Raw genomic sequence first — 23,522 nt, 5'->3', positions numbered from 1 at the left:
TTTTGTATAATTGTAGTAAAAAAAGGGAGCAAATGAAATATTTTATCGGTACCGACCATGCCGGATTCGAAGTAAAACCTTTCGTTATCGAATATCTTGAAAAAAGAGGCATCGAAGTAGAAGATTTGGGAACGTACTCAAAAGAGAGTGTGGATTATCCCGATTATGCTCACAAAGTAGCCGAAGCCGTCCTTGCAAATCCCGGAAGTATGGGGATTTTGATTTGCGGTAGCGGTATTGGAATGAGTCTTGCCGCAAACAAACACAAAGGCATCAGAGCCGCATTATGCCACGACTACTATACAGCGGAAATGGCAAGAAGACACAATGACGCCAATATTTTATGCTTCGGAGCGAGAATCGTAGGACTTGGTGTGATAGAATCTATCCTCGAAGCATGGCTCACTCACGATTTCGAAGGCGGAAGACATTTAAGAAGGGTAGAAAAAATTGATATTTAATTGGATTTTTCTAACCATTGTAATTTTAGTAATTTTGATATTGCTCTTTAAGATGTTTTATTACAAACATCTTTACGAAAAAACAAACACTCAAAAAAAGCAGCTTCAAGCTGCTTTGAACGAGGCCGAACTTCTTATAAAAAAATACCAAATCCAACTGCAACGCTCACTTGGAAACTTAGAGCTTTTGGATGAAGAGGTAAATAAGCTCAAAAACGACCTAAAAGCTATCAAAAACAGAAACGCTCAGCTAAGAGTCGAAAACGACCAGCTAAAAAGAAAAATCAGAGAACTCGAAAACAAAATCGAAGCTTTACTCTAACCTTATATTTTTTACGATATATACGAATATCAGCGGTAGTATTAAAATATTCAAAAGTAACTTTCCAAGATAAATCGAACCTAAATTTATCAGTGCGTTAATGATTTTTGCGGTATTGCTTAGGTAATAGGCTGCGTATGCTTTAATCTCTTCGAATGTTGTGGCTTTTTGTTTTATTCTATCCCAAAAACTTTGGTTTTTTTGTTCTATTTTTATCTCTTTTACGTATGGTTTTAGCTCTTTGTTTATTTTTTGAATCTGCGGGGAAAATAGATATTTGTCGGAATAAAACGATACGGCGCTGCTAAATGGAATAAAAATTTTAAGGACTATCATTAAAATTAAGAGTTTTGATAAAAATTTCGACTTAAAATAGATATTTATCAGTGCCAAAACTATCACTATAGCAATAAAAAGCGGTAAATTAGATAGTTCGAAAAGTACTTTTTCAGCTCCTAAAGTCCAAATACTTAGAGTTAAAAGGTCTGAGAATCTTTCGGTAGCGTCGTTTATCGGGTCGAGAGCTTCTCCGATTGCAACGTTTCCTTGTATTCCTACGCCAAGAGATACGGATGAGTTTTGAACGATTGAGACTGCTGCGTTGATACTTCTTGTTATAGCATATGAAACGGCGGCTTGTTTTAGGGAATTATCGATATAGTTTTGAGAAATTTTATTAAAAAGCGGCGTAAAAGCAAAGGCGATTAACGCCGCAATTGAGATAATAATCTCTTTTGTGAGTTTCATTATTTTTTCTTAGGTCTGAATGCGGTAGGGGATTCGATATAATTACCGCCGATTAAATCTATAGCGTACGGAATAGCAGCCCATACGGCTTCGAGGTTTTCTTTGATAGCTTTAGGGCTTCCCGGTAGGTTTAGAATGAAGCTTTTTTTAACGACACCTGCGGTACCTCTGGCAAGGATTGAAGTAGGGACGTATTTTAGGCTGTGCATTCTCATAAGCTCTCCGAATCCGGGTAGTTCTTTTTCGATTACCTCTTTTGTAGCTTCGGGCGTGACGTCTCTTGGTGCGGGTCCCGTTCCGCCTGTTGTTAGGATTAGGGAGCAGTTCATATCGACAAGTTCTTTTAGTGTTTTTACGATTGTGTCGTAATCGTCCGGGATTAATCTATAAACGATTTCATAGTCGTTTGTTATGTTTTCGCTTAAGAATTTTTCTATCTCTTTTCCGCTTTTATCTTCATAGATTCCTTGGCTTGCTCTATCGCTCATCGTAACTATTGCAATTTTTGTCATAGTTGTCCTTTTTTGAGGCGATTATAGCATATGAAAAGGGCAAATAAAAGTAGAGTAAGATTATTATGTTAAGTTATGGGGATGATTGAATTGGTAAAGATATTAGTTGGGTTTAGGTTTAAAGTGTTGGGTATTTGGTAATGGAGGTGTTGGGGGATTTGGTAACAGGTATTGGGTTTAAGGTGTTGAGTGTTAGGTTTTAGGTTTAAGGTGTTGGGTAACAGGTATTGGGTTTTAGGTGTAGTGTTTTGGGTGGTAGGTAAAAGGTAATAGGTATTGGATTTTATGTTTTGGGTGTAGGGTGTTAGGTATTGGTCTTGGGTAATGGGTATTGGTTGTTAAGCATTTGAAGATAGGTTATATGTAATTTTTGTCAAGTTGAGATATCGGATGATTGGTATTGGGTTATATGTAAGTGATGGTATAAGGTTTTAGGTATAAGTGTTGGGTGATGGGTGTAAGGTGTTAAGTATTAGGGTTTTGGTTACAGGTGTTAGGTGATAGGTTTCGGATTGGGTAATGTTAATAGGCATAAGGTAATAGGTTTTAGGTGTAAGGCAATAGGTGTTGGGTATTAGGTGGATTTATGATGATAGGCGAAATGTAAAAAAAAGAAGAAAAAGAGGATTATTTTGCGTCGTAATCGATACCTTCTTTTTCTTTTAGCATATTGATTAGGTGTTGTTTGTATCCTTCTACCCATTTATCGATATCATCAACTTTAATTCTCGCAACACCGCTCTCAAGCGCAGCTCTTGCAACCGCTACAGATTCGTCAACGAATACTCTTCTATCGAATGGTTTTGGAAGGATGTAATCTTTTCCAAATTTTAAGTCCGCTCCACCATAAGCGTCTTTTACGTATTGTGGAACAGGTTTTTCAGCAAGGTCGGCAAGTGCGTAAGCAGCTGCGATTTTCATTTCCATATTTACTGCTTTTGCGTGAGTATCAAGCGCACCTCTGAAGATGAACGGGAATCCTAAAACGTTATTTACTTGGTTAGGGTAGTCACTTCTACCTGTACCGATGTAAAGGTCAGGTCTTACTTCCAGAGCAAGTTCAGGTTTGATTTCAGGATCCGGGTTTGCAAGAGTTAGAAGTAGTGCGTTTGGTGCAAGTGTTTTAACCATATCTTGAGTAATACAATTCGCTACTGAGTTACCTACTACAACATCGGCACCTTTTAGTGCGTCAGCCAGTGTTTCAAGGTCTTCGTCAACCGCCCAAGGTTGTTTATATTTGTTTAGGTCGTCTCTTTTTGTAGTTACAGGACCTCTACTATCAGTTAGAACCATATTTTTGATTCCGAGAGCCTTATACATTTCAGCCGCTGCAAGTCCGGCAGCACCAGCACCGATTACTACAACTCTAAGGTCTTCAAGTTTTTTACCTTCAAGTTTACACCAGTTGATAATAGCCGCAGAAGAGATAATAGCAGTTCCGTGTTGGTCGTCGTGGAATACAGGAATATCACATCTTGCTTGAGCGTTTTTTTCGATGTCGAAACATTTAGGCGCTTTAATGTCTTCAAGGTTGATACCACCGAATGTCGGAGAAATTGCTTCAACGATTTCTACGATTTTGTCAGGGTCTCTTTCTTTTAACATAATGTCATAAGCATCGATAAATGCGAATTTTTTGAATAGTACCGCTTTACCTTCCATAACAGGTTTACCAGCTACAGGTTTAAGAGTACCAAGTCCTAATACCGCAGTAGAATCAGATACTACAGCTACAAGGTTAGCTTTGTTTGTGTAAGTGTATGCAAGTTCTTCGTCTTTGTCGATTTCAAGACAAGGAATAGCAACACCAGGTGAGTAAGCGATTGATAAGTCTCTACTATCTCTTACCGGTTTTGTTACTTCGATAGCGATTTTACCAGGGACCGGCTTTGCATGGTATTCTAATGCTTCTTCTTTAGTGAAAGTAGGTTTGTTTGCCATTACAGCTCCTTTTTTTGTTACAATTATATTTAAAAGTTACGAATCTTTACAAGATAGGGAGTTTTTTTACCTAAAAGTGTTACTAAAAGTAAAGGAGATAAATGATAATAGATACTCATACGCACTTGGATAACGAAAAATTTATCGATGATGTCGATGAGGTTATCAGGCGTGCCAAAGATGCCGGAGTGGAGAAGTTTATAATCCCTGCGGCGGACCCGAAAGATTTGCCAAGAGCGATAGAACTCGCTCAAAATTACGAAGACGTATATTTTGCCGTAGGGTTTCATCCGGTCGATATTGACAAATACGACGAAAAACTTATTACTTGCTTTATCACACACCCGAAATGTGTTGCGGTGGGTGAAATAGGGCTTGATTATCACTGGGTAAAAGAGCCCGAAAAACGCCAAAAACAAATAGAGCTTTTTCATAGACAAATAGAAATCGCAAAAGAATATAATAAACCTATCATCGTCCATATTAGAGACGCTACCGAAGATAGCGTAAAAGTTATCGAAGCTCATCCGGATATAAAAGGTGTTTTTCATTGCTATAACGCGGCTCATCATCTTTTGAAATTCAGCGATAGATTTTATTACGGAATAGGCGGAGTCATTACTTTTAAAAACGCGAGAAAACTTCTCGAAGTTTTTCCTAAAATTCCAAAAGACAGGGTTATTATAGAAACGGACGCGCCGTACCTTACTCCTCATCCGCACAGAGGAAAAAGAAACGAACCTTACTATACTATTTATATAAGAGATAAAATCGCAGAGCTTTGGGGAGTTACTCCTCAAGAAGTCGAAGAGATTACGACACAAAACGCAAAAAGGCTTTTTAAAATATGAAAAAGCTTTTTTTAATTTTCTTTGTTTTTTTAATTTTACGTGCGGATGTTGTGAACGATTCGAATATTAATGTTTTGGAGGCTTTGAATATTGAAGATAGTTTTTTATTAAATCCTACCCTTCAAAAACAATACAAAGAGTATGCTTACAGAAAAAAGCGATATTTTCTAAATATACTTGAAAACGGATACGATATTTTGCCGATAATCAGAAAAAGTATTCAAAAATCAAATATTCCCCCCGAACTCATTGCCGTGGCAATGGCCGAGAGTTATTTTATGCTTGATGCAAAATCTCATAAAAGAGCAAGAGGCCTTTGGCAATTTATGCCAAAAACCGCTAAGAGATTCGGTCTTAGGATAGATTCATATGTGGATGAAAGGCTTGACCCTATCAAATCGACTCAAGCCGCAATCGATTATCTTAAATATTTGCATGACTATTTCGGAAAATGGTATTTGGCGATTATGGCTTATAATGCCGGAGAAGCTAGAGTAGTCGAGGCTGTTGTAAGGGCAAAAGTCGATAAACTTTGCAAAATAGAGGGGAAAAGTTGCAAAAACGACCCGGATATTAAAAAATACAGAAAAATAATAAGAGAATATCAGCAAAAAGGAAGCAGAGCATATTTACCTCTGTACAAGTTATATAAAAAACTTTCGCATATACACATTACGCTTGATGATTTATTGAGATATCAGCCGGGATTAAAAAGGCAATATCTTCCAAAAGAGACGAGAAAATATATAATAAAAATCCTTGCTATGTCTTTTTTATTTAATAACGACGAATTTTTAAAATATTCGAATTCTTATATTTTAAATAGCGGAGTTACTCCTTCTTTTGATAAGGTTACCGTGCCCGGAGGTACGTCTCTTTTTTATGTTGCAAAACTTTTGCATATGAGTTATAAGGAGCTTAGAGAGCATAATTTACATCTGAAAAATTCATTTACTCCGCCGTATAAATATTACATTTATATTCCATATAAAAAAATTGCTTATTTCAAAGAACATTTTAAACCGAAACACTTTTTTTACGTGTATAAAGTTAAAAAAGGGGACACTTTACTGAAAATAGCTCGTAAATTCGATACGAAAATAAGATATATCAGAGATTATAACAGACTCGGAAGATATTTAAGAGTCGGACAAAGGCTGGTAATTCCTATGAATTCCAAATTCGTAAAATATAGAGTTAGAAACGGAGATTCTTTGGCGGGAATTGCAAGAAGATTCAATATTTCTTATAAAAAAATCATGAAATTAAACGATTTAAAATCAACCGTTATCAGAGTAGGACAAATATTAAAAATTCCACAAAGGTATTAAATGAAAAAAAATATACTTTTTTTAGCGGCGGTTGTGTTTTTTACGGGATGTGCTCAAAAAGCTTATCATACCGAGGTTTATAACGTACCCGGAGTAAAAGAAGGCACGAAAAAACCTTATTCCGTAAACGGGAAAATGTATTATCCTATGAATAGGGTTCCTATCGGTTGGACACAAACGGGAATAGCAAGCTGGTACGGGCCTAATTTTCACGGAAGATACACAAGTAACGGCGAAGTATATAATATGTACGCTTATACGGCGGCTCATAAGACGCTTCCGATGAATACGATAGTTAAAGTCACCAATCTAAGAAACCATAAAAGCGTTATTGTCAGAATAAACGACAGAGGACCTTTTGTAAAAGGAAGAATTATCGATTTAAGCTATGCGGCCGGAAAAAAAATCGGTCTTGACGTTACGGGAACGGCTCCTGTAAAAATTACGGTGATTAAGTTTAAAGGTAAAAATTATGTTAGCGGGTATATGCTGCAAGTGGGCGCTTTTATGAATAAAAACGGAGCTTGGAAAGTAGCGAAAAAATACCAAAAATTAGGATATAATACTGCTGTAATAAAAAGAAATATGCTTTATAAAGTTTATATTACGGGCTTCAAAACGTATCAAGAAGCTAAAAAATTCAAATTATCACACGGAATAAACGGATTTATCGTAGGAGAGTGAAAATGACTGAAATAAAAAGAGAAACAAAAGAGACGAAAATTGAAATAAAAGTGGATATTCAAGGAAGCGGCAAAGCGAATATATCTACCGGTGTTGGTTTTTTCGATCATATGCTTGAGACTTTGGCAAAACACAGCGGAATAGATATGGAGATTTTTTGCGACGGAGATATTGATGTCGATTTTCATCATACCGTAGAAGATGTGGGGATAGCTCTTGGGCAAGCTCTTTATGAGGAAGTTTTTCCAATCAAAAATATCGAAAGATTTGCAAATGCGGTAGCGATTTTGGATGAAGCGGCTGTTGAGGTTGATTTGGATATAGGCGGAAGACCTTATCTTGTTTATGAAATGCCAAGAGAGGGAGCTATTAGAGAGTTTGATTTGGAGCTTGTGGAGGAGTTTTTTAAATCTCTTGTATTTAATTTCAAAATCGCAGCTCATATAGTTTATAAAAGAGGTACGAATAAACACCATATTGTCGAGAGTGCGTTTAAATCTTTTGCGGTCGCTTTAAGAAGAGCTTTAAGCTATAGAGAAAGCGGAATTCCGTCGACTAAGGGAGTTTTATAATGATAGAGCTAATCGTAATCGATGTCGACGGGACATTGACCGATGGAAAAATTTATTATTCCAACGAAGGTGATGAGATTAAGGCTTTTAATATTAAAGACGGTCTGATGATAAAATCATGGAACACTCTTGGTAAAAAAAGTGCGATAATTACCGGTAGAACTTCAAAAATAGTCGAAAGAAGAGCGAAAGAACTTGATATTACGTATGTAAAACAGGGAGTTAGAAATAAAGCCGAAGTGCTAAAAGAGATAATAAACGAACTCGGAATTGATTTTTGTAACGTAGCTGTTATAGGTGATGATATGAACGATTTGTCTATGATGAGACTTGTTAGCAAAACATTCGCGCCGGCGGATGCAAGCGCTTTTGTTTATGATTATGTCGAGTATCCTCTTACGAAAAAAGGAGGAGAGGGAGCTGTTGCCGAGATGATAGAGATACTTTTAAAAGAAGAAAATCTATTTAATAAATTTATCGCGTTATGGTGAAGATATTAATCTTTGTTTTACTTTTGGCGGGTATAATGATATATCCGATTTTCGAGAGTAGAAATTTTAAAAAAATAAAAGAATACAACACTTCTCTTCCTCCCGTTGTATTGAAAAACGGAAAATTTTACGAGTACGAACCGAACCTTACAAAAAGCGGTTCGTTTAAAGAATTTATAGTAAATAAGACTAATTATTTCGGAAGAGATGTTTTTTTGAATAATTTACGCAATGAGGAGAAAATTTTTTTAAAAAAAGCCTTTTATAAAAAGCCCGTTTTAAAAGGATTGGATGTAAAATTCGTTAGCAAAGAGTATAATCTGACAACCGACAAGGGTATATATAATACTCAAACCTCGATATTAAAAGGCGAAAAGTTCGCTTTTCAAGCGCAAAGTTTTAAGGGATTCGGCGTTAATTTCATAGTAGATAAAAATAAAAACATAAAAGCCGATGATATTACATACTTTTTAAAGGTCAAAAAATGAAAAAATTGATATTTTTACTATTAACCGTCATCTTATTTGCAAGCGAATTGAAAATTACAAGTAAGCAGTTTTATTATAACTCAAAAGCAATGACTTCAGTTTTTATCGGTAATGTAAAAGCTGTAAAAGACAATGATAATATTTTCGCCGATAAATTGACCGTGTTTTTTAATAAAGATAAAAAACCGGTAAAAATTGAAGCGATTGGCAATGTTAAATTTAAAATATCTATGGATAACAATTCTACGTATAGCGGAAAGTGCGATAAACTTTTTTATTACATAAAAACAGGAGATATCCTCCTTATCGGAAACGCTTTTATCAAAAAAATAGAAACGAACGAAAGTATTAGCGGTGATAGGATTAAAATCAATAGAATTACAAAAAATATCGAAGTTTTAGGAAATAAAAACAAACCGGTAAATATAATCATAAAGGTGAATCAATGAAAGTGAAGTTTATTAAATCGGCGCCTACGATAAAAGAAGCGATCGAGCCTAATTTCGTCGAAGTTGCATTGCTTGGTAGAAGTAATGTGGGTAAAAGCAGCTTTTTAAATACTTTTACCAATCAAAAAATAGCCAAAGTTTCTCAAACTCCCGGAAAAACAAAACTTATTAACTTTTTTGAAGTGGAAGACGAGGGGAAAAAATACGTGCTTGTGGATTTGCCTGGATTCGGGTATGCGAAAGTTAGCAAATCCATGCTTAAAGATTGGGGCAAAAATCTTGATGAGTTTTTGAAAAACAGATTCAATATCAAACTTTTCATCCACCTAAGAGACGCAAGACATCCCGATTTGGATATCGATAATAACGTTGATGAGTATTTGAAATCTTTTATGAGAAAAGACCAACAATTGCTCACTGTTTTTACTAAAATCGACAAATTAAAACAAAGCGAACTTGCAAAATTAAAACAAAAATATCCTAATGCGCTTTTTGTCTCGAATCTTAAAAAAAGAGGAATAGACCAAGTAAGAAAAAAAATTAACGAAATATTGTGGGGTGAATATGATAAAGATAGTAAAACCGACTCTTGATAATATAATCGATATTCAAAGAGTATTAAAACCATATGTTGAAGAAGGGATAATATTAAATAGAGACGAAGACGAAATAGCGATGAATATTCGCTCTTATCAGCTTGTTTTTGACGATAAACAACCTATAGCCGTAGGAGCGTTACATATTTATTCTCCGTTTTTGGGAGAAATTCGCTCTTTGGCGGTTAATGAGAAATATCAAGGTCAAGGTATTGGAAAAAAGCTTGTAAATTCACTTCTTGAAGAAGCGAAATCTTTAAAACTAAAAGAGGTTTTGGTTTTGACTTATAAAAAAGAATTTTTTGAAAAATTGGGATTTAATGAAATACAAAAAGAGGAAATTCCCGAAAAAAAAATATGGGCGGATTGTATAAAATGCAAATTTTTTCCAAATTGCAACGAAATAGCGCTTATTACGTATTTATAAAACTTATAGTTTTAATTGCGGTTTTATTGTTAAATAGCAGTAATTATCTTTTTCCGCTTTTAATAGGGTTTGTCTTTTTTTGCGAAAATGTCTTTATAGCGGCTTTTTATTTGACTCTTTTTGCCGTTTTACATAAATATCCGGTAATTTATTTGGCATTTATTTTTTTCGTGTATAGATTTTTTATTCATGAAAGAATTGCGGCATATATTGATAAGCAATATCAAAATTTCGTAGGGATTTTCGTAATTTATTTACTTTTTTCTTTTGTTTATTTTCCATTTAATAAATTTATAGCAATATATTTGCTTTTTAATTATATGTTTGATTCAGTTTTAGCCAAGGTATTTAAATGCGAACCAAAATAATTTTGTTTATAATTTTTGTTTTTTATTCTCTTTTGATTTATAGGGTTTATGACTTGAGTGTACTCTCAAATGAGAAATATACAAAACTTTCTCAAAAAAACTTTGAAAAAACGGTCTATATTCCTGCCGTTAGAGGCGTAATATTTGATAGAAACGGAAAACCTATAGCAATTAACGAGCTAAGATTCGATATAAAGATAAAACCTCATTTAAAAGGTAAAGAGCTAAATCAAACGTTAAGCTCAATCGCGGATTTGACCGATGCGAATATGACGAAAATGTATAAAGAGTATCAAAAGCAAAACTCTCCATATAATCATAAGCCTATTACCGTTTTAAAGTATCTAAAAGAAGATTTGGTATATAAAATCGAGCCGTTTTTGTCACTTGACGATAATATAGAAATTACTCCGACGTATCTTAGAAAATATCCTCAAAAAATTTATCTCTCAAACGTCTTAGGATATGTCTCAAGAGCGAATGTTAAAGATTTACAAAGAAACCCTGTAATCGAATATACGCAAATTTCGGGGAAAAGAGGAGTTGAGAGATATTATGACGATATTTTGCAAGGAGAGCTCGGGTATAAAAAAGAGATAGTCAATGCAAGAAATAACGTTTTAAAAGTTACCGAAACAAAAGCACCGATTTCTCATACGCTAAAATTAAGTATCGATTCGGATTTACAAAAATTCATATACGAATTGCTAAAAAAAGAGGATAAAAAAGGCGCTGTTGTCGTAATGCGTACGAACGGTGAGGTTTTGGCGCTTGTTACTTACCCGAGTTATGACAACAATCTGTTTGTAAAAGGTATTAGCTTCAAAGAGTGGAACGCTCTTGCTCATAACATATACAATCCTCTTTTGAATAAACCTGTAAGCGGATTATATCCTCCGGGTTCTACCGTAAAACCTGCCGAAGCGGCAATAGCTATTGCAAGCGGTAAATGGAATCCTTGGAAAAAAATCGATTGTCCCGGATATATTTTGGTAGGTAATAGGAAGTTTAGGGATTGGAGACCTTGGGGGCATGGAAAAGCCGATGTGTTTAAGGCTATTAAAGAGAGTGTGGATACCTATTTTTATCAGTTAGGGTTAAAACTCGGTATTAACTACATAGCAAGTAATCTTAAAAAAATGGGTTTCGGACACAAAACGGGTATAGATTTGCCTAATGAAAAATCCGGAATCGTACCGGATAAAGAGTGGAAAGCAAGAAGATTTCACCAGCCTTGGTTTATCGGTGAGACGATGAACGCCGTAATCGGACAGGGGTATTTTCTTGCGACGCCTTTGCAAGTCGCAGTAAATACGGCTCTTATTGCAACCGGAAAACTTCCAAAACCTTATGTCGTAAAATATATCGACAATAACGAAACAAAACCTGTTTTAAAAGACGTACTAAACCAAAAAGAAAAAAACGCTCTTAGGCTTGTTAGAAGAGGTATGTGGATGGTATGTAACGCACCTGGAGGTACCGCTACAAAACATATACACACAAAAATTACAATCGCCGGAAAAACGGGTACCGCTCAGGTATATTCCATTCCGCAAGAGGTTAAAAAAAGAAAAAGAGAAGACGAACTTGCATATTTTCACCGCTCGCATGCGTGGCTTACTACATACGGGCCTTATAGACATCCTCAGTTTGTTGTTACTGTGTTAATCGAGCACGGAGGACACGGAGGGAGTGCCGCCGGGGGAATCGTTAGTGAAATTTATAACTGGCTATATGACCACGGATATATAAAAAAATAATCAAACCAAATATTTCGCCCACTCTTTTTTATCTCTTTTTTTACCTTTGTAAATTTCATCTGCGATAATTATCTCGCCTTCGTCGAATTTGGTGTAGCTTACCATCATATCTGCTGCGATTTGTTTGATGTTTTTGTCTGCGTTTTTGGAGATAGCTCCCAAAGGTCCAGGAAAGCCGTTTGTTCTCATTATCTCAAAAATTTCGCCTTTATACTCTTTGAAATAAGGGTTTTCATCTTTATTTCTTGAGATTATGATTTTTACTCCCTCGACATTAAAATGTCTTCCGACTTTTAGCAAATCTATCTCATTCGGAGTTAGCGGTAAGGTTTCGTGATAATCTTTTAGTCTTTTTGCAAAATTAATATCCGTCAGTAAACATCCGCCGCTTGGAGATTCAAAACCTTCCAAATTAAACTCTTTTGCGAGTTGAAGTTGCATTTTTCTATCTCTACCTCTGATTGCATAGAGTTTTTCTCTATCCACCCAGCCTTTGAGTTCGGGAATGGTAGGCGGTAAAAGTTTTGCGCTTAGAGGTCTTAAAACAAGTCCGTTTGCGTTTGCGAGTTTATTTACGGCATTAAGTGCCGGAAGTCTTTGGCTCATAGGTCTTTGGCCCACCACTTCACCGCTTATTATAAATTTCGCTCCGGCTTTATCCATATATTCAAGAGCTTTTTTAATAAAAAAAGCGTGGCAGTCGATACACGGATTCATATTTTTTCCGTATCCGTATTGAGGAGTAAAAAGAATTTTTTCGATATATTCGTTTACTGCGTCTATTACGGTGAGTTTGATGCCTAAATTATCGGCTAATTTTTGAAGGTCTTTTATTTTTTCTTTATTGGCTTCAAAACCTATATTTACATAAACTCCTTCAACTTCGATACCTTGGTTTTGTATGATTTTTACGGCAAGAGCGCTGTCAAGTCCTCCGCTAAAAAGAGATAGAGCTTTCAACTAATTTTCCTTTCTTAAGTTCTGATATTTTTTGGTTGTATATTTTTAAAAGATGCATTTTTTCGTGTTTGTCAATTTTCGAATCATTTTTTAACATCATGATTTTTTGTTGATAATAAGGGATTAAAATAAGTCTTATTTGATTTTTGAGTTTTTCGTAATCGAGCACAATTATATCATCTCTTAGCACGATATCAAGGAGTTTTGGATTTTCAAAGTCCTCTTTATAAACCAACTGCAACTCTTCTTGGTGCGTTTTAAACATATCGGGAGTTAAATATTCCACTATCTCATCCATCCACTCTTTGTTTTCATAAAGTGTTTTTATAATACTCGCTTCGGCGACGTCTATTTTTTTGTTGAGGTTGATATTTTGAGTGTGAGGTTTTGATTTTGAAGTCAGTTTTTGAGGCGATATTTGTAAATATCTCGAGGCTTTTAGAGCGAAATCCTCTTTTAATATCTCATCAAGCGTTGCGATATATTCCCTTAGCTCGTCAATCGCCGCTTTTTTTTGAAGCGGGTTTTTGATGTCGTATTTTTTTATTGTGTATTCGATAATAAAAGTATCAAAAGGAATAGTCTCTTTAAAATATTTTTCTAAATCTTCGCCTCTTTTTACGACATCCGCCGGGTCGAGGCCTTCTGGGAAAAGACAAACGCTACCTTCAAAAAATTTCGAATATAGAAGTTTTGACGCTTTAAGTGCTGCGTTTATACCTGCCGAGTCGCTGTCGTATGCTACTATGACTTTTGGTTTTAGTTTTTGAATTATCGGCAAGTGTTCGGGTGTAAGAGCCGTACCCAGAGTCGCTACGGCGTTTTCCACTCCGGCTTGATGAAGCATAATAACGTCCATATACCCCTCGACGATAATCATCTCTTTTTTTCTTAAAATATGCTCTCTTGCGAAATTAAACCCGTAAAACGTTTTGGATTTGTTGAATATTTTGGTGTTTGTGAAGTTGATGTATTTTGCCGGGTGGTTTGTGATAGTCCTACCCCCGAATGCTATAATCTTTCCGCTTTGTGAAAAGATAGGAAATGTTATCCTCTCGATGAGTCTCGGATATTCTCCGTTTTCCGATAAGACACCAAGAGATATAAGCTCTTTTTTGTTTAGATTGGCGTCTTTGAAGAATTTGAATTGTTTAATTGAATCGGGAGCGTATCCCAATTGGAATTTTTCTATGGTGGAATCGAAAAGTCCTCTATCTTTTAGGTATTTTAGTGCGAAATTATTTTTATAAAGCTCGCCTTTGTAGAAGTTGTTTACTTTTTCTAAGATATCTATTTGTAAAAAATTGCCTTTTGTATATTCGAGCTTGAAATTATACATCGAAGCCAATTTTTCTATGGCTTCGGGGTAGGTTAGTTTTTCTATTTCCATAACGAATTTAATCGCATCACCGCTTGCTCCGCATCCGAAGCAGTGATATATCTGTTTTGCGGGACTTACGACAAAAGAAGGTGTTTTTTCGGCATGAAAAGGACAAAGTGCGGTATAGTTGCTGCCTTGTTTTTTTAATTGCAGATAATTACCGATAACATCGACGATATCAATTATACTTTTTAGGTTTTCGATAGAAGCTTTAGAAATCATACGCAATTATACTATAATTTTAAAAAACATCGAGGGAAAAATGGATTTTAGAGACCCGCTTTTTAGTGTAATAGTTTTTTTCGTTATTGTACTTTTAAGCGTAATAGTAACTCTTATAGCAGGTAGAATCCGGGAATACTTCAGACAAAAAGAGATTGAAAAACTGCTTTTGGATTTCGAATATGTCGAAATTGAGGATTTAAAACTTGATAAAGCCTCCAAAAACGCTCTTTTACTTCTTGCTAAAGCTTATGAAAAGACGGGAGATTATGAGAAGGCTTTGAAAATATATTTGTGGATAAACAAAAACGATGAGAGTATCGATATTTTGAGAAATATCGCTTTTTTGTATTTTAAAGCCGGGTTTTTGGAAAAATCCAAAAAGGTGGTTTATAATATTTTAAAAGTAAAACCAAGAGACAAAGAGGCATTGAAACTTCTTATTTGGATAGATGAAAAATTGGGCAATTACAAAGAAATAGTCGATGTTTTGGATGTATTTAACGAGCTTGGGGTCGATTTGCCAAAAGAGAAAGCCAACGCTTTAATCAAGCTCATAACTCACGGCGGATGTAATATAGAGGACTTTTGTAAAGGGTTTGAGAGTTTTGAAGATATCTACAAAAAATATCCGTTTGTAAGACGTGAGTATGTTGCGTATCTTTTTAAGTACGACCCTCGAAAAGCTTATGAGGTATTGGATGTTTATGAGGATTTGGATTTATATTTTTACAGGAACGATATTCCTAAAAACGAAAAGTTTTGTAATATTTTAGCCGCAAAAAAAGAAACCAAATGCGATATTAAAGCGCCATTTGAGCTTGAAGTTTTAAAATATATTCCTAAAAATTTAGGTGAGCTTGAATTCGAATATATCTGTAACGCTTGTAAAAAGGTCTTTCCTCTTTATTCTACGAGATGTCCTAACTGCCATGAACTTTTCTCACAAAAACTGATAACGAAACTTGCCGAAAAGAAAAATATTGAGAATATTGAATTTTAATGGTAAAATTCAATTAAAAAAGGTCTGATATGGGATATATGGAAATTGATAAATCTCAGCTTGATGAAATTTTGGAAAAACATAAACTTACAAAAGAGGATTATGAGCATATAGTTAAGATTTTGGGAAGAGAACCTAATCTTGTGGAACTCGGGATTTTTTCTGCGATGTGGAGTGAGCACTGCTCTTATAAATCAAGTAAATGTTATTTAAAAGGATTTCCTACAGAGGCTCCTTGGGTTATTCAGGGACCTGGTGAAAATGCCGGAGTTATCGATATCGGCGGCGGAATGGCGGCTGTTTTTAAAATGGAATCTCATAACCATCCGAGTTTTATCGAACCTTATCAAGGTGCTGCTACGGGTGTTGGTGGGATATTAAGAGATATTTTCACAATGGGAGCAAGACCTGTTGCGAATTTAAACGCTATCAGATTCGCTCATATTAAAGGAAACGACGAAATCGCAAAACTCCATAGACATCTTCTAAGCGGTGTCGTTGCCGGGATTGCAGGATACGGAAACTGTATCGGAGTGCCTACAATTGGCGGTGAAACGGCATTTGAAGAGTGCTATAAAGGAAATATTTTAGTTAACGCTTTTTCTCTTGGAATCTGTCCTCAAGATGAGATTTTCTATGCAAAAGCCGAAGGTGTGGGAAATCCCGTAATTTACGTAGGGTCTAAAACAGGACGCGACGGACTTGGCGGTGCTGTTATGAGTAGTGATAGTTTTAAAGAGGGAGACGAAGACCAAAGACCGACGGTCCAAGTGGGAGACCCTTTTACTGAAAAATTATTAATGGAAGCGTGTTTGGAATTGTTTAAGACAGATTATATCGTAGGTATTCAAGATATGGGAGCGGCCGGCTTAACGTCAAGTAGTTTTGAAATGGCAGGTAAAAGCGGTAGCGGATTAAAAATGTATCTTGATAAAGTGCCGATGAGAGAAGAGGGTATGAATCCATATGAATTAATGCTTAGCGAATCTCAAGAGAGAATGCTTATTTGTGCTAAAAAAGGATATGAAGACAAAGTTATCGAAATCTTCAAAAAATACGACCTTGATGCTGAAGTTATCGGAGAAGTTACGGATACTGGCAATGTGGAGCTTTTCTGGCACGGAGAAAAAGTAGCCGAAATCCCGGTAGCGCCTATTACCGAAGAAGCGCCTGAACTATGCCGTCCCGTAAAAGAGCCGGAATATCTAAAAGAAATCAAAAACGTTCAAATCCCGAAAATTGACCCTCAAAAAGCTTTTGAAAAACTTATGAGCGAGAGTGAGATAGTAGATAAAGCTTGGATTTACGAGCAATACGATAGTATGGTTCAAACAAATACGGTCGATACCAAAAGAGTGGACGGGTCCGTTATCAGAGTGAAAGAAAACGGAAGATACCTTGGTATGAGTGCGGATTGTAACGCGAGATTTAACTATATCAATCCTCGCTTAGGAGCAGCGGCTGCGGTTATGGAAGCCGGAAGAAACATCGCCGTTAAAAAAATCAGACCTCTTGCAATTACCGATTGTCTGAATTACGGAAACCCTGAAAATCCTGAAATTATGTGGCAGTTTAAAGAAGGGTGCGAAGGAATCAAACAAGCGTGTAAAGCTCTAAATACGCCTGTTGTTAGCGGAAACGTATCGCTATATAACGAAAACGAAGGCGAGGGTGTTTATCCGACTCCTGAAATTGCAATGGTCGGTGCGAGTGATGATTTTAGAAGCAGCGAACTTAAAAAAGAAGGAAACACTCTATATATTTTAGGAGAAACAAAACCTGAATTCGGAGGAAGCTTGTATCTAAAAGTATTCGGAGGAAAAGTTGCGGGAGAACATCCTGAAGTGGATTTTGAAAAAGAACTTAAACTTTGGGACGTTTTAGAGAGCGATTTGATAGAAAGCGCAAAAGATATAAGCACTGGCGGTCTTGCAATGGCTGCTTATAAATGGGCTTGTGTAAGCAATAAAGGGCTTGATATCAACGTAAAAGTACAAAATCCAGAAGATATTTTTGCCGAGAGTTTAAGTAGGGCATTTGTCGAAATCGCACCTGAAAACGAAAAAGCTTTTGAAGAGCTATGCAAACAAAAAGGTATCTATTTTGAAAAAATCGGAAAAATAGGCGGAGATAAAATCAAAATCAACGACGTCGAGGTTGATTTGGACAAAGCTAAAGATATCTATTTCAACACTTTCCCTAAAATTATGAAAAACGAAATAGATTTTGCAGATACGATTTGGGAAGGGTAAGACCTTCTCAATCTATTTGTAGATTTTTTCTGTGATATCTTTGGACGATATCGGGGTCCGGATGTAGTGAAACTTTTGATTTTTCTTTTCCGTCATAATCAATCTGCGATAAAACGTATCTGATACTCTCGAGTCTTGCCGTTTTTTTGTCGTTTGAATTTACAATAATCCAAGGCGAATAACTCGTATGAGTTTTGCTAAACATCTCTTCTTTATAGTATGTGATTTTATCCCATAATTTTTGAGCTTTTTTATCTACGGGAGAGAGTTTCCATTGTTTTAGCGGATTTTTCATTCTCTCTTCAAAACGTTTTTTTTGTGTCTCTTTTGAGATACTAAACCAAAACTTAATCATAATAATCCCGTCGTCGATAAGCGCGTGTTCTATTTCGGGTACTTCTTTTATAAATTTGTCGTATTGCTCTTTTGTACAAAACCCGAAAACCGGCTCGACAATTGCACGGTTGTACCAGCTTCTGTCAAAAAAGACTATTTCTCCGGGGTCCGGGAGGTGTTTGAAGTATCTTTGGAAATAAAACTGCCCGGTTTCCACTTCTGTCGGTTTCGGTAGTGCTACGACTCTATATTTTCTTGGATTCAGGTGTTCGGTGAATCTTTTTATAGCTCCGCCTTTTCCTGCGGCGTCTCTGCCTTCGAAAATAATCATAACTCTTTTTTTGTTTTCATAAGCCCAGTTTTGAAGTTTTATAAGTTCGATTTGTAGCTTTTGAAGCTCCTCTTCATATTCGACTTCTTTTAGGATTTTTCTAAGTTTCTTTTTTCTGATAAGTCCTTTTAAACCGGTTTTCGTGCGAAGTTTTCTAAAACTATCCTCTAAAAAGAGGATTTTTTCTTTTAGATTGGTCTCTTTTACCTCGTTTTTGAGGTCGTTTAGCGTTTGGAAAATCGTTTTCATTTTTTATCCTATAAATATATCTTTTCTCCCATATCGACAATATGAGCTTTTTTATTAAAGAAATTCCTAATTACCGATTTGAATACGACTTGTTTTTCGTATTCGCCGTGTATTAAGAAGATTCTGTCAAGATTATCGAATTCGTTCATCCACTCAAGCAGTTCTTTTTGGTCGGCGTGTGCCGAAAAGCCGTTGATAGTGTGGATTTTTGCCCTGACGATTATCTCTTCGTGGAAAATTTTTATAAATTTCGCTCCGTCAACAATATCGCGGCCCATTGTTCCTTTTGCCTGATATCCTACGAATAATACGGAGTTTTTCGGATTCCATATTCTGTGTTTTAGATGATGTAAAATCCTACCTCCCGTACACATTCCGCTACCGGCAATTATTACGGCGCCTCTGCTTATTTCGTTGATTTTTTTTGATTCTTCTACATCTTTTACGAGTCTTAGTTGCGGAAACTCAAAAGGATGTTTTTTGTATTTTTGACAATTTTTGCTTAACAGATGACTCCATTTTTTATATACGGCCGTAACTTTATTCGCCATAGGCGAATCAAGAAATACTTTAGCTTCTCTTGGAAGCGAGCCTTCTTCGCTCATCTCTTTTAAAAGACAAAGTACTTGTTGGGCTCTTTCTATTGCAAAAGTAGGAATAATAACGTTTCCGCCGCTAAGAAGCGTATCGATTATCACTTTTTTAAATTCGATTTTGCTCTCTTCAAAGCTTTTATGGTTTCTGTCTCCGTAAGTCGATTCGATAAATAACGCATCGGCGATTGTAGGTTTTTGAGGAGGTGGCAGTACTTCATTGTCTTTATTCCCCAAATCCCCGCTAAAAACGATATGTTTTTTTATTCCTAAATTTTCAAATTCAAGTTCTACGAAACTACTTCCCAAAATATGCCCGGCGTCTTTAAATACCGCTTTTATATCTTTTGTAATTTTTATTTTTTTGTCGTAATCTATTTTTACTTTATCCATTTTTTTAAATATGGCTTTTACGTCGTCTCTTGTGTAAAGAGGTTTTCTGACAAGATGTTCTTTTCCTCTTCTTTGGGCTTTTCTGAATCTTGTTTCGTAATCTTCTTCTTGGAGTTTGGCGCTATCCATTAAAACTACTTTTGCAATATCGAAAGTTGCCGGATGAGCGAAAACTTTTCCTTTAAATCCGTATTTGTATAAAAGAGGTATTCTTCCTACATGATCAAGATGTCCGTGAGTGATAATCAATGCGTCTATTTCTTTTGGGTCGAATCCGAGCGGGTCGTAGTTTAGGTGTTCGTTTAGGCCTTGAAACATTCCGCAATCAATCAAAATTTTACTATTTCCCGTATCGAGCATATGAGCGGAGCCGGTTACGATTTTGGCGGCTCCGAAGCTTTGTTCGTATGATTGTTTCATAACTATCCTTTTATTGATTTTTTTCCATTTCCGCAATATCTTTTATGATTTTAAGTACGCTATCTGGGTTCAAACTCATACTTTCAATTCCGATAGAAACCAAAAATTCGGCAAAATCAGGATAATCACTCGGTGCTTGACCGCAAAGGCCTGAGTATTTATTGTTTCTTTTTGCGCCTTCTACGGCCATTTTTACCATTGTTTTGACTCCTTCATCCCTTTCGTCGTAATCAAACGCAACGATTTGAGAGTCTCTATCCACACCTAAAGTCAATTGGGTCAAATCGTTCGTACCGATACTTATTCCGTCAAAAATTTGCAAAAATTTATCAATCAAAATTACGTTATTAGGAATCTCGCACATTACATAAAGCGGAACATCGCCAAGCCCGTTTTCGATAAGCGCTTCTTTTACTCTTTTTCCTTCTTCTACGCGTCTGCAAAACGGAATCATAAGATGAATATTGTCAAATCCCATATCGAAAATCGCTCTTTTCATCGCTTTACATTCAAGCTCGAACCCTTCTTTGTAGCTCGGATGAGTATATCTTGCCGCACCTCTGAATCCTATCATCGGGTTATCTTCAATAGGCTCGAAATGTCTACCTCCAAGCAGATTTGCGTATTCGTTCGATTTAAAATCACTCATTCTAACGATACATTTTTTAGGATAAACAGCAGCTGCGATAGTTGCCACACCTTCGCTAAGAGTTTTAATAAAAAACTCTTCGCCGTCCCCGTCAAACGGAAAAGCAAGCTCGTCAATTAAAGCTTTTTCCGTTTCGCTTAACATTTCAGGGTGTTTGATAGCCATCGGGTGCGCTTTTATGTAGTTGTTTATGATAAATTCCATTCTTGCCAATCCGATACCGTCAACCGGAAGTTTTGCCAAGCTAAATGCAAGTTCCGGGTTTCCTAAGTTCATCATAATTTTTGTTTTTGGGCGAGGAAGTTTGCTGACATCCACTTTTTCGACTTCGAATTTCAATATACCTTCATACACTTTTCCGATTTCACCCTCGGCACAGCTGACTGTCACTTCCTGTCCGTCTTTTAGGATTTTTTTGGCGTCTTTCGCTCCCACTACAGCCGGTTTTCCAAGCTCTCTACTTACAATCGCCGCGTGGCATGTTCTACCGCCCGTTTCGGTAATAATCGCGCTTGCTTTTTTCATAACAGGTTCCCAATCCGGGCTTGTGGTGTGTGCTACTAACACGTCTCCTTCTTTGAATTTATCCGCTTCTGCCATACTTCTTAATATACAAACTTTTCCGGCTCCTATTTTTTCTCCCACGGCGTTTCCGGTAACTAAAACTTTTCCTTTTTCAAGAAGTCTGTAGATTTCGAATTCGGTGAGCGTTTCTTGAGAGTGTACGGTTTCGGGACGGGCTTGTACCATATAAAGTTCTCCGTCGATTCCGTCTTTTGCCCATTCCATATCCATTGGGGTGTATTTTCCTCTAACTTCGCTGTAGTGTTCTTCTATTTTTATCGCCCAGTCGGCAAGTTTTAGCACTTCATCATCAGTAATTGCGAATTTCATTCTTTTTTCTATAGGCGTTTTTATGTTTTTTGTGAATTGTTCGGCAAGATTTGCGACTTCGAGTTTTTCACTAAAAATCATCATTAAATTTTTACTTCCGAGTTTTCTTTTAAGCACCGCTTTTTTGCCTTTTTTGAATGTAGGTTTGTGTACGTAAAAGGCATCCGGGTCGATTGTACCTTGTACCACGTTTTCACCAAGACCCCAAGCGGCGTTTATAAATACCACGTCTCTAAATCCGCTTTCGGTGTCGATACTGAACATAACGCCGCTGCTTCCGAGGTCGCTTCTTACCATTTTCATAATAACGACTGAGAGATAAACTTTCATCGGGTCGAAGTTATGAGTATATTTATAGCTGATACTTCTGTCGGTAAAGTTACTTGCAATACACATTTTATAAGCCCACAAAAGATTATCTTCGCCTTTAATATTTAAGTATGTTTCGTTTTGTCCCGCAAATGATGCTGTTGGGCTATCTTCCGCTGTTGCCGAGCTTCTGACCGCCAAGCTTACGTCATCTCCGTACTCTTTTTTAAGCTCCGCATATCCTTGTAAAATCTCTTTTTTCAAATCTTCCGGAATTTCGGCGTCCATTATTAGTTTTCTCGCCGCTTTTCCGACGTTTTTAAGCTCGTCTATATCATCGGGATTGAAGTTTTCGAAAAGTTTGCTTAAAGGTTCCCATAAATTATTCGCACTCAGATAGTGTTTGTACGCAGTAGCGGTAACCGCAAATCCGTTTGGTACTTTTACTCCAAGAGGAGTCAAGTGATTATACATCTCTCCCAAACTTGCGTTTTTTCCACCCACTTCCGCAGTATCTTGGATTCCTATTTCCCTAAACCATTTAATAAACGCACTCATAACTTCTCCTTTTAATTTTCGTTTAATCAATTATAACTCTTTTAAACTTTGAGTTTCCTTAACTTGTCAAAATTTCAAGCGCTTCTTCTAAGTTTTTGTTTTCCGAAGTTATCGCATATATCGCATTTGCCATTTTTATCGCTTCGTTTAGAGGTCTTTGGTGGATGTTTCTGCCCGTTCCGTTTCCTCTTGTTTTTCCGATATGAATTTGTTCGTACAATTCTCTTAAAAACTCCGCTTCGTCTATTTTTTTACCGCCCTCGCACAACACTCCGCATCTCCCGGCGGCAGTTGTAGCTTCTTTTAGTAAAGTAGGGTCGAATTTTCCATTTTTATAAGGCACTTTCACTTTTGCAAAATCAGCTCCCAAACACACGGCAACGCCAGCTGCTCCGGCTATTAAGTGAGGGTCGTGTTCGTCTTTTACGAAGTTGCCTTTAGGATACATCCAAAGTACGGCAAGCATTCCGGCTTTATGGGCTTTATGTACGATATTTGCAGCTTCTTTAAGCATTGAGTGTTCATGTTCGCTTCCCAAATAGACGGTATATCCCACACCTTTTATATTCAATCCGCTATAGTTTTTAAATTCGATAACATCCTCAACACTTAGCCACTGCTCGGAATATGGGTCTTTTGCGGAGTAGGGGATGAGGTTTGTTTTTGAGTTTAGTTTTACAAGATAAGGAATATTCGGATAATCCACTCCGTATCTGCTAATAAGTCCGAATTGTGTAGCGAATACTCCTATTTTGGCTTTACTTGCGATTTTAAAAAGATGTTCGGGGTCGTTGTCTTCAAGTGGGATGTCTTTGCCGTAAAAATCGTTATTTAGGTGTTCTACTTTTTGGTCTCCAGCAAAAAGCATAAGTCTTCCGCTGCCGTTTGTCACTTCTTCAAGTGTCGCTAAAAACTCTTTTCTTTTATCTACCGGTACGTCCGCCGGGATATATTTTTCAAGCATTGTCT

Annotated in this window: 24 protein-coding genes; 15 read left to right on the top strand and 9 right to left on the bottom strand. The window is 36.5% G+C overall.

Annotated features, from left to right (window positions below; all coding sequences use genetic code 11):
- Nucleotides 1–32: 32 nt before the first annotated feature.
- Together rpiB and EDC58_RS02680 are read left to right on the top strand one after the other, a co-directional pair.
- Nucleotides 33–461 carry a ribose 5-phosphate isomerase B gene (gene rpiB / locus EDC58_RS02685; RefSeq protein WP_123351957.1) on the top strand — a complete coding sequence of 143 codons (429 nt, stop codon included), beginning with the start codon at nt 33–35 and terminating at the stop codon, nt 459–461.
- A complete protein-coding gene (locus EDC58_RS02680) occupies nt 451–783 on the top strand; it encodes a PspA/IM30 family protein (RefSeq protein WP_123351956.1) in 333 nt (110 codons plus the stop codon). Before rpiB ends, EDC58_RS02680 begins: the two co-directional genes overlap by 11 nt.
- On the opposite strand, the gene EDC58_RS02675 is transcribed toward EDC58_RS02680, so the two are convergent.
- From EDC58_RS02675 to EDC58_RS02665, 3 genes are all read right to left on the bottom strand, one after another.
- Nucleotides 775–1,530, bottom strand: coding sequence for a hypothetical protein (locus EDC58_RS02675; protein WP_123351955.1), 756 nt, complete (start codon nt 1,528–1,530; stop codon nt 775–777). The genes EDC58_RS02680 and EDC58_RS02675 overlap by 9 nt on opposite strands.
- On the bottom strand, nt 1,530–2,042 hold the full coding sequence (mog, locus tag EDC58_RS02670) for a molybdopterin adenylyltransferase (RefSeq protein ID WP_123351954.1): 513 nt from the start codon (nt 2,040–2,042) through the stop codon (nt 1,530–1,532). Before mog ends, EDC58_RS02675 begins: the two co-directional genes overlap by 1 nt.
- Before the next feature lie 627 nt (nt 2,043–2,669).
- Nucleotides 2,670–3,986, bottom strand: a complete 1,317-nt coding sequence (locus EDC58_RS02665) for a malic enzyme-like NAD(P)-binding protein (protein WP_123351953.1) — start codon at nt 3,984–3,986, stop codon at nt 2,670–2,672.
- 101 nt (nt 3,987–4,087) lie between these two features.
- On the opposite strand from EDC58_RS02665, the gene EDC58_RS02660 reads away from it, so the two are divergent.
- Genes EDC58_RS02660 through mrdA form a run of 11 tightly spaced genes read left to right on the top strand, consistent with a single transcriptional unit; the run spans nt 4,088 to nt 12,003 of the window.
- On the top strand, nt 4,088–4,837 hold the full coding sequence (locus EDC58_RS02660; protein ID WP_123351952.1) for a TatD family hydrolase: 750 nt from the start codon (nt 4,088–4,090) through the stop codon (nt 4,835–4,837).
- The gene (locus EDC58_RS02655) at nt 4,834–6,168 is read left to right on the top strand and encodes a lytic transglycosylase domain-containing protein (RefSeq protein WP_123351951.1); all 1,335 of its coding nucleotides are present in this window, start codon (nt 4,834–4,836) and stop codon (nt 6,166–6,168) included. Before EDC58_RS02660 ends, EDC58_RS02655 begins: the two co-directional genes overlap by 4 nt.
- Complete coding sequence (locus EDC58_RS02650; protein ID WP_123351950.1) at nt 6,169–6,852, top strand: septal ring lytic transglycosylase RlpA family protein; 684 nt, start codon at nt 6,169–6,171, stop codon at nt 6,850–6,852.
- Between the two features lie 2 nt (nt 6,853–6,854).
- Nucleotides 6,855–7,424, top strand: a complete 570-nt coding sequence (gene hisB, locus EDC58_RS02645; RefSeq protein ID WP_123351949.1) for an imidazoleglycerol-phosphate dehydratase HisB — start codon at nt 6,855–6,857, stop codon at nt 7,422–7,424.
- A complete protein-coding gene (locus EDC58_RS02640) occupies nt 7,424–7,915 on the top strand; it encodes a KdsC family phosphatase (RefSeq protein WP_123351948.1) in 492 nt (163 codons plus the stop codon). Before hisB ends, EDC58_RS02640 begins: the two co-directional genes overlap by 1 nt.
- Nucleotides 7,916–7,950: 35 nt before the next feature.
- Nucleotides 7,951–8,403: a hypothetical protein gene (locus EDC58_RS02635; protein WP_211325214.1), complete on the top strand. Its 453-nt coding sequence runs from the start codon at nt 7,951–7,953 to the stop codon at nt 8,401–8,403.
- Entirely contained in the window at nt 8,400–8,852 is a 453-nt protein-coding gene (gene lptA / locus EDC58_RS02630; protein WP_123351946.1) for a lipopolysaccharide transport periplasmic protein LptA, read from the top strand. The genes EDC58_RS02635 and lptA overlap by 4 nt, the downstream gene beginning before the upstream one ends.
- Nucleotides 8,849–9,445, top strand: a complete 597-nt coding sequence (yihA, locus tag EDC58_RS02625) for a ribosome biogenesis GTP-binding protein YihA/YsxC (protein WP_123351945.1) — start codon at nt 8,849–8,851, stop codon at nt 9,443–9,445. Before lptA ends, yihA begins: the two co-directional genes overlap by 4 nt.
- Complete coding sequence (locus tag EDC58_RS02620) at nt 9,417–9,875, top strand: N-acetyltransferase (protein WP_123351944.1); 459 nt, start codon at nt 9,417–9,419, stop codon at nt 9,873–9,875. The genes yihA and EDC58_RS02620 overlap by 29 nt, the downstream gene beginning before the upstream one ends.
- A complete protein-coding gene (locus EDC58_RS02615) occupies nt 9,842–10,243 on the top strand; it encodes a hypothetical protein (protein ID WP_136779800.1) in 402 nt (133 codons plus the stop codon). Before EDC58_RS02620 ends, EDC58_RS02615 begins: the two co-directional genes overlap by 34 nt.
- Complete coding sequence (gene mrdA / locus EDC58_RS02610) at nt 10,228–12,003, top strand: penicillin-binding protein 2 (RefSeq protein ID WP_123351942.1); 1,776 nt, start codon at nt 10,228–10,230, stop codon at nt 12,001–12,003. The genes EDC58_RS02615 and mrdA overlap by 16 nt, the downstream gene beginning before the upstream one ends.
- Here the strand turns inward: mrdA and EDC58_RS02605 are convergent, their stop codons facing one another.
- Nucleotides 12,004–12,963 (bottom strand): argininosuccinate synthase domain-containing protein, encoded by a 960-nt coding sequence (locus EDC58_RS02605; RefSeq protein WP_123351941.1) that lies wholly within the window; start codon nt 12,961–12,963, stop codon nt 12,004–12,006.
- Nucleotides 12,941–14,566, bottom strand: coding sequence for a DNA primase (dnaG, locus tag EDC58_RS02600; protein ID WP_123351940.1), 1,626 nt, complete (start codon nt 14,564–14,566; stop codon nt 12,941–12,943). Before dnaG ends, EDC58_RS02605 begins: the two co-directional genes overlap by 23 nt.
- 40 nt (nt 14,567–14,606) lie before the next feature.
- On the opposite strand from dnaG, the gene EDC58_RS02595 reads away from it, so the two are divergent.
- Nucleotides 14,607–15,569: a tetratricopeptide repeat protein gene (locus tag EDC58_RS02595; RefSeq protein WP_123351939.1), complete on the top strand. Its 963-nt coding sequence runs from the start codon at nt 14,607–14,609 to the stop codon at nt 15,567–15,569.
- 38 nt (nt 15,570–15,607) lie between these two features.
- Nucleotides 15,608–17,821, top strand: a complete 2,214-nt coding sequence (gene purL, locus EDC58_RS02590) for a phosphoribosylformylglycinamidine synthase subunit PurL (protein WP_170151109.1) — start codon at nt 15,608–15,610, stop codon at nt 17,819–17,821.
- A 7-nt stretch (nt 17,822–17,828) separates the two neighbouring features.
- On the opposite strand, the gene ppk2 is transcribed toward purL, so the two are convergent.
- Genes ppk2 through EDC58_RS02570 form a run of 4 tightly spaced genes read right to left on the bottom strand, consistent with a single transcriptional unit; the run spans nt 17,829 to nt 23,517 of the window.
- Nucleotides 17,829–18,737, bottom strand: coding sequence for a polyphosphate kinase 2 (gene ppk2, locus EDC58_RS02585; protein WP_123351937.1), 909 nt, complete (start codon nt 18,735–18,737; stop codon nt 17,829–17,831).
- A gap of 8 nt (nt 18,738–18,745) precedes the next feature.
- A complete protein-coding gene (locus EDC58_RS02580) occupies nt 18,746–20,143 on the bottom strand; it encodes an MBL fold metallo-hydrolase RNA specificity domain-containing protein (RefSeq protein ID WP_123351936.1) in 1,398 nt (465 codons plus the stop codon).
- A 10-nt stretch (nt 20,144–20,153) separates the two neighbouring features.
- Complete coding sequence (gene ppsA / locus EDC58_RS02575; protein WP_123351935.1) at nt 20,154–22,553, bottom strand: phosphoenolpyruvate synthase; 2,400 nt, start codon at nt 22,551–22,553, stop codon at nt 20,154–20,156.
- Nucleotides 22,554–22,611: 58 nt separating this feature from the next.
- Nucleotides 22,612–23,517: a beta/alpha barrel domain-containing protein gene (locus EDC58_RS02570; protein WP_123351934.1), complete on the bottom strand. Its 906-nt coding sequence runs from the start codon at nt 23,515–23,517 to the stop codon at nt 22,612–22,614.
- Between the last annotated feature and the right edge of the window lie 5 nt (nt 23,518–23,522).

This window comes from Caminibacter pacificus (genome assembly GCF_003752135.1).
GTDB classification, from domain to species: Bacteria; Campylobacterota; Campylobacteria; order Campylobacterales; family Nautiliaceae; genus Caminibacter; species Caminibacter pacificus.
This window is presented reverse-complemented; position numbering and strand designations above follow the sequence as displayed.

What these genes read in the sequence shown, in the direction of transcription:
- rpiB (WP_123351957.1), top strand. Translation starts at nt 33, where the DNA reads ATGAAATATTTTATCGGTACCGACCATGCCGGATTCGAAGTAAAACCT.
- EDC58_RS02675 (WP_123351955.1), bottom strand. Translation starts at nt 1,530, where the DNA reads ATGAAACTCACAAAAGAGATTATTATCTCAATTGCGGCGTTAATCGCC.
- mog (WP_123351954.1), bottom strand. Translation starts at nt 2,042, where the DNA reads ATGACAAAAATTGCAATAGTTACGATGAGCGATAGAGCAAGCCAAGGA.
- EDC58_RS02665 (WP_123351953.1), bottom strand. Translation starts at nt 3,986, where the DNA reads ATGGCAAACAAACCTACTTTCACTAAAGAAGAAGCATTAGAATACCAT.
- EDC58_RS02660 (WP_123351952.1), top strand. Translation starts at nt 4,088, where the DNA reads ATGATAATAGATACTCATACGCACTTGGATAACGAAAAATTTATCGAT.
- EDC58_RS02655 (WP_123351951.1), top strand. Translation starts at nt 4,834, where the DNA reads ATGAAAAAGCTTTTTTTAATTTTCTTTGTTTTTTTAATTTTACGTGCG.
- EDC58_RS02650 (WP_123351950.1), top strand. Translation starts at nt 6,169, where the DNA reads ATGAAAAAAAATATACTTTTTTTAGCGGCGGTTGTGTTTTTTACGGGA.
- hisB (WP_123351949.1), top strand. Translation starts at nt 6,855, where the DNA reads ATGACTGAAATAAAAAGAGAAACAAAAGAGACGAAAATTGAAATAAAA.
- EDC58_RS02640 (WP_123351948.1), top strand. Translation starts at nt 7,424, where the DNA reads ATGATAGAGCTAATCGTAATCGATGTCGACGGGACATTGACCGATGGA.
- EDC58_RS02635 (WP_211325214.1), top strand. Translation starts at nt 7,951, where the DNA reads ATGATATATCCGATTTTCGAGAGTAGAAATTTTAAAAAAATAAAAGAA.
- lptA (WP_123351946.1), top strand. Translation starts at nt 8,400, where the DNA reads ATGAAAAAATTGATATTTTTACTATTAACCGTCATCTTATTTGCAAGC.
- yihA (WP_123351945.1), top strand. Translation starts at nt 8,849, where the DNA reads ATGAAAGTGAAGTTTATTAAATCGGCGCCTACGATAAAAGAAGCGATC.
- EDC58_RS02620 (WP_123351944.1), top strand. Translation starts at nt 9,417, where the DNA reads ATGATAAAGATAGTAAAACCGACTCTTGATAATATAATCGATATTCAA.
- mrdA (WP_123351942.1), top strand. Translation starts at nt 10,228, where the DNA reads ATGCGAACCAAAATAATTTTGTTTATAATTTTTGTTTTTTATTCTCTT.
- dnaG (WP_123351940.1), bottom strand. Translation starts at nt 14,566, where the DNA reads ATGATTTCTAAAGCTTCTATCGAAAACCTAAAAAGTATAATTGATATC.
- EDC58_RS02595 (WP_123351939.1), top strand. Translation starts at nt 14,607, where the DNA reads ATGGATTTTAGAGACCCGCTTTTTAGTGTAATAGTTTTTTTCGTTATT.
- purL (WP_170151109.1), top strand. Translation starts at nt 15,608, where the DNA reads ATGGAAATTGATAAATCTCAGCTTGATGAAATTTTGGAAAAACATAAA.
- ppk2 (WP_123351937.1), bottom strand. Translation starts at nt 18,737, where the DNA reads ATGAAAACGATTTTCCAAACGCTAAACGACCTCAAAAACGAGGTAAAA.
- EDC58_RS02580 (WP_123351936.1), bottom strand. Translation starts at nt 20,143, where the DNA reads ATGAAACAATCATACGAACAAAGCTTCGGAGCCGCCAAAATCGTAACC.
- ppsA (WP_123351935.1), bottom strand. Translation starts at nt 22,553, where the DNA reads ATGAGTGCGTTTATTAAATGGTTTAGGGAAATAGGAATCCAAGATACT.
- EDC58_RS02570 (WP_123351934.1), bottom strand. Translation starts at nt 23,517, where the DNA reads ATGCTTGAAAAATATATCCCGGCGGACGTACCGGTAGATAAAAGAAAA.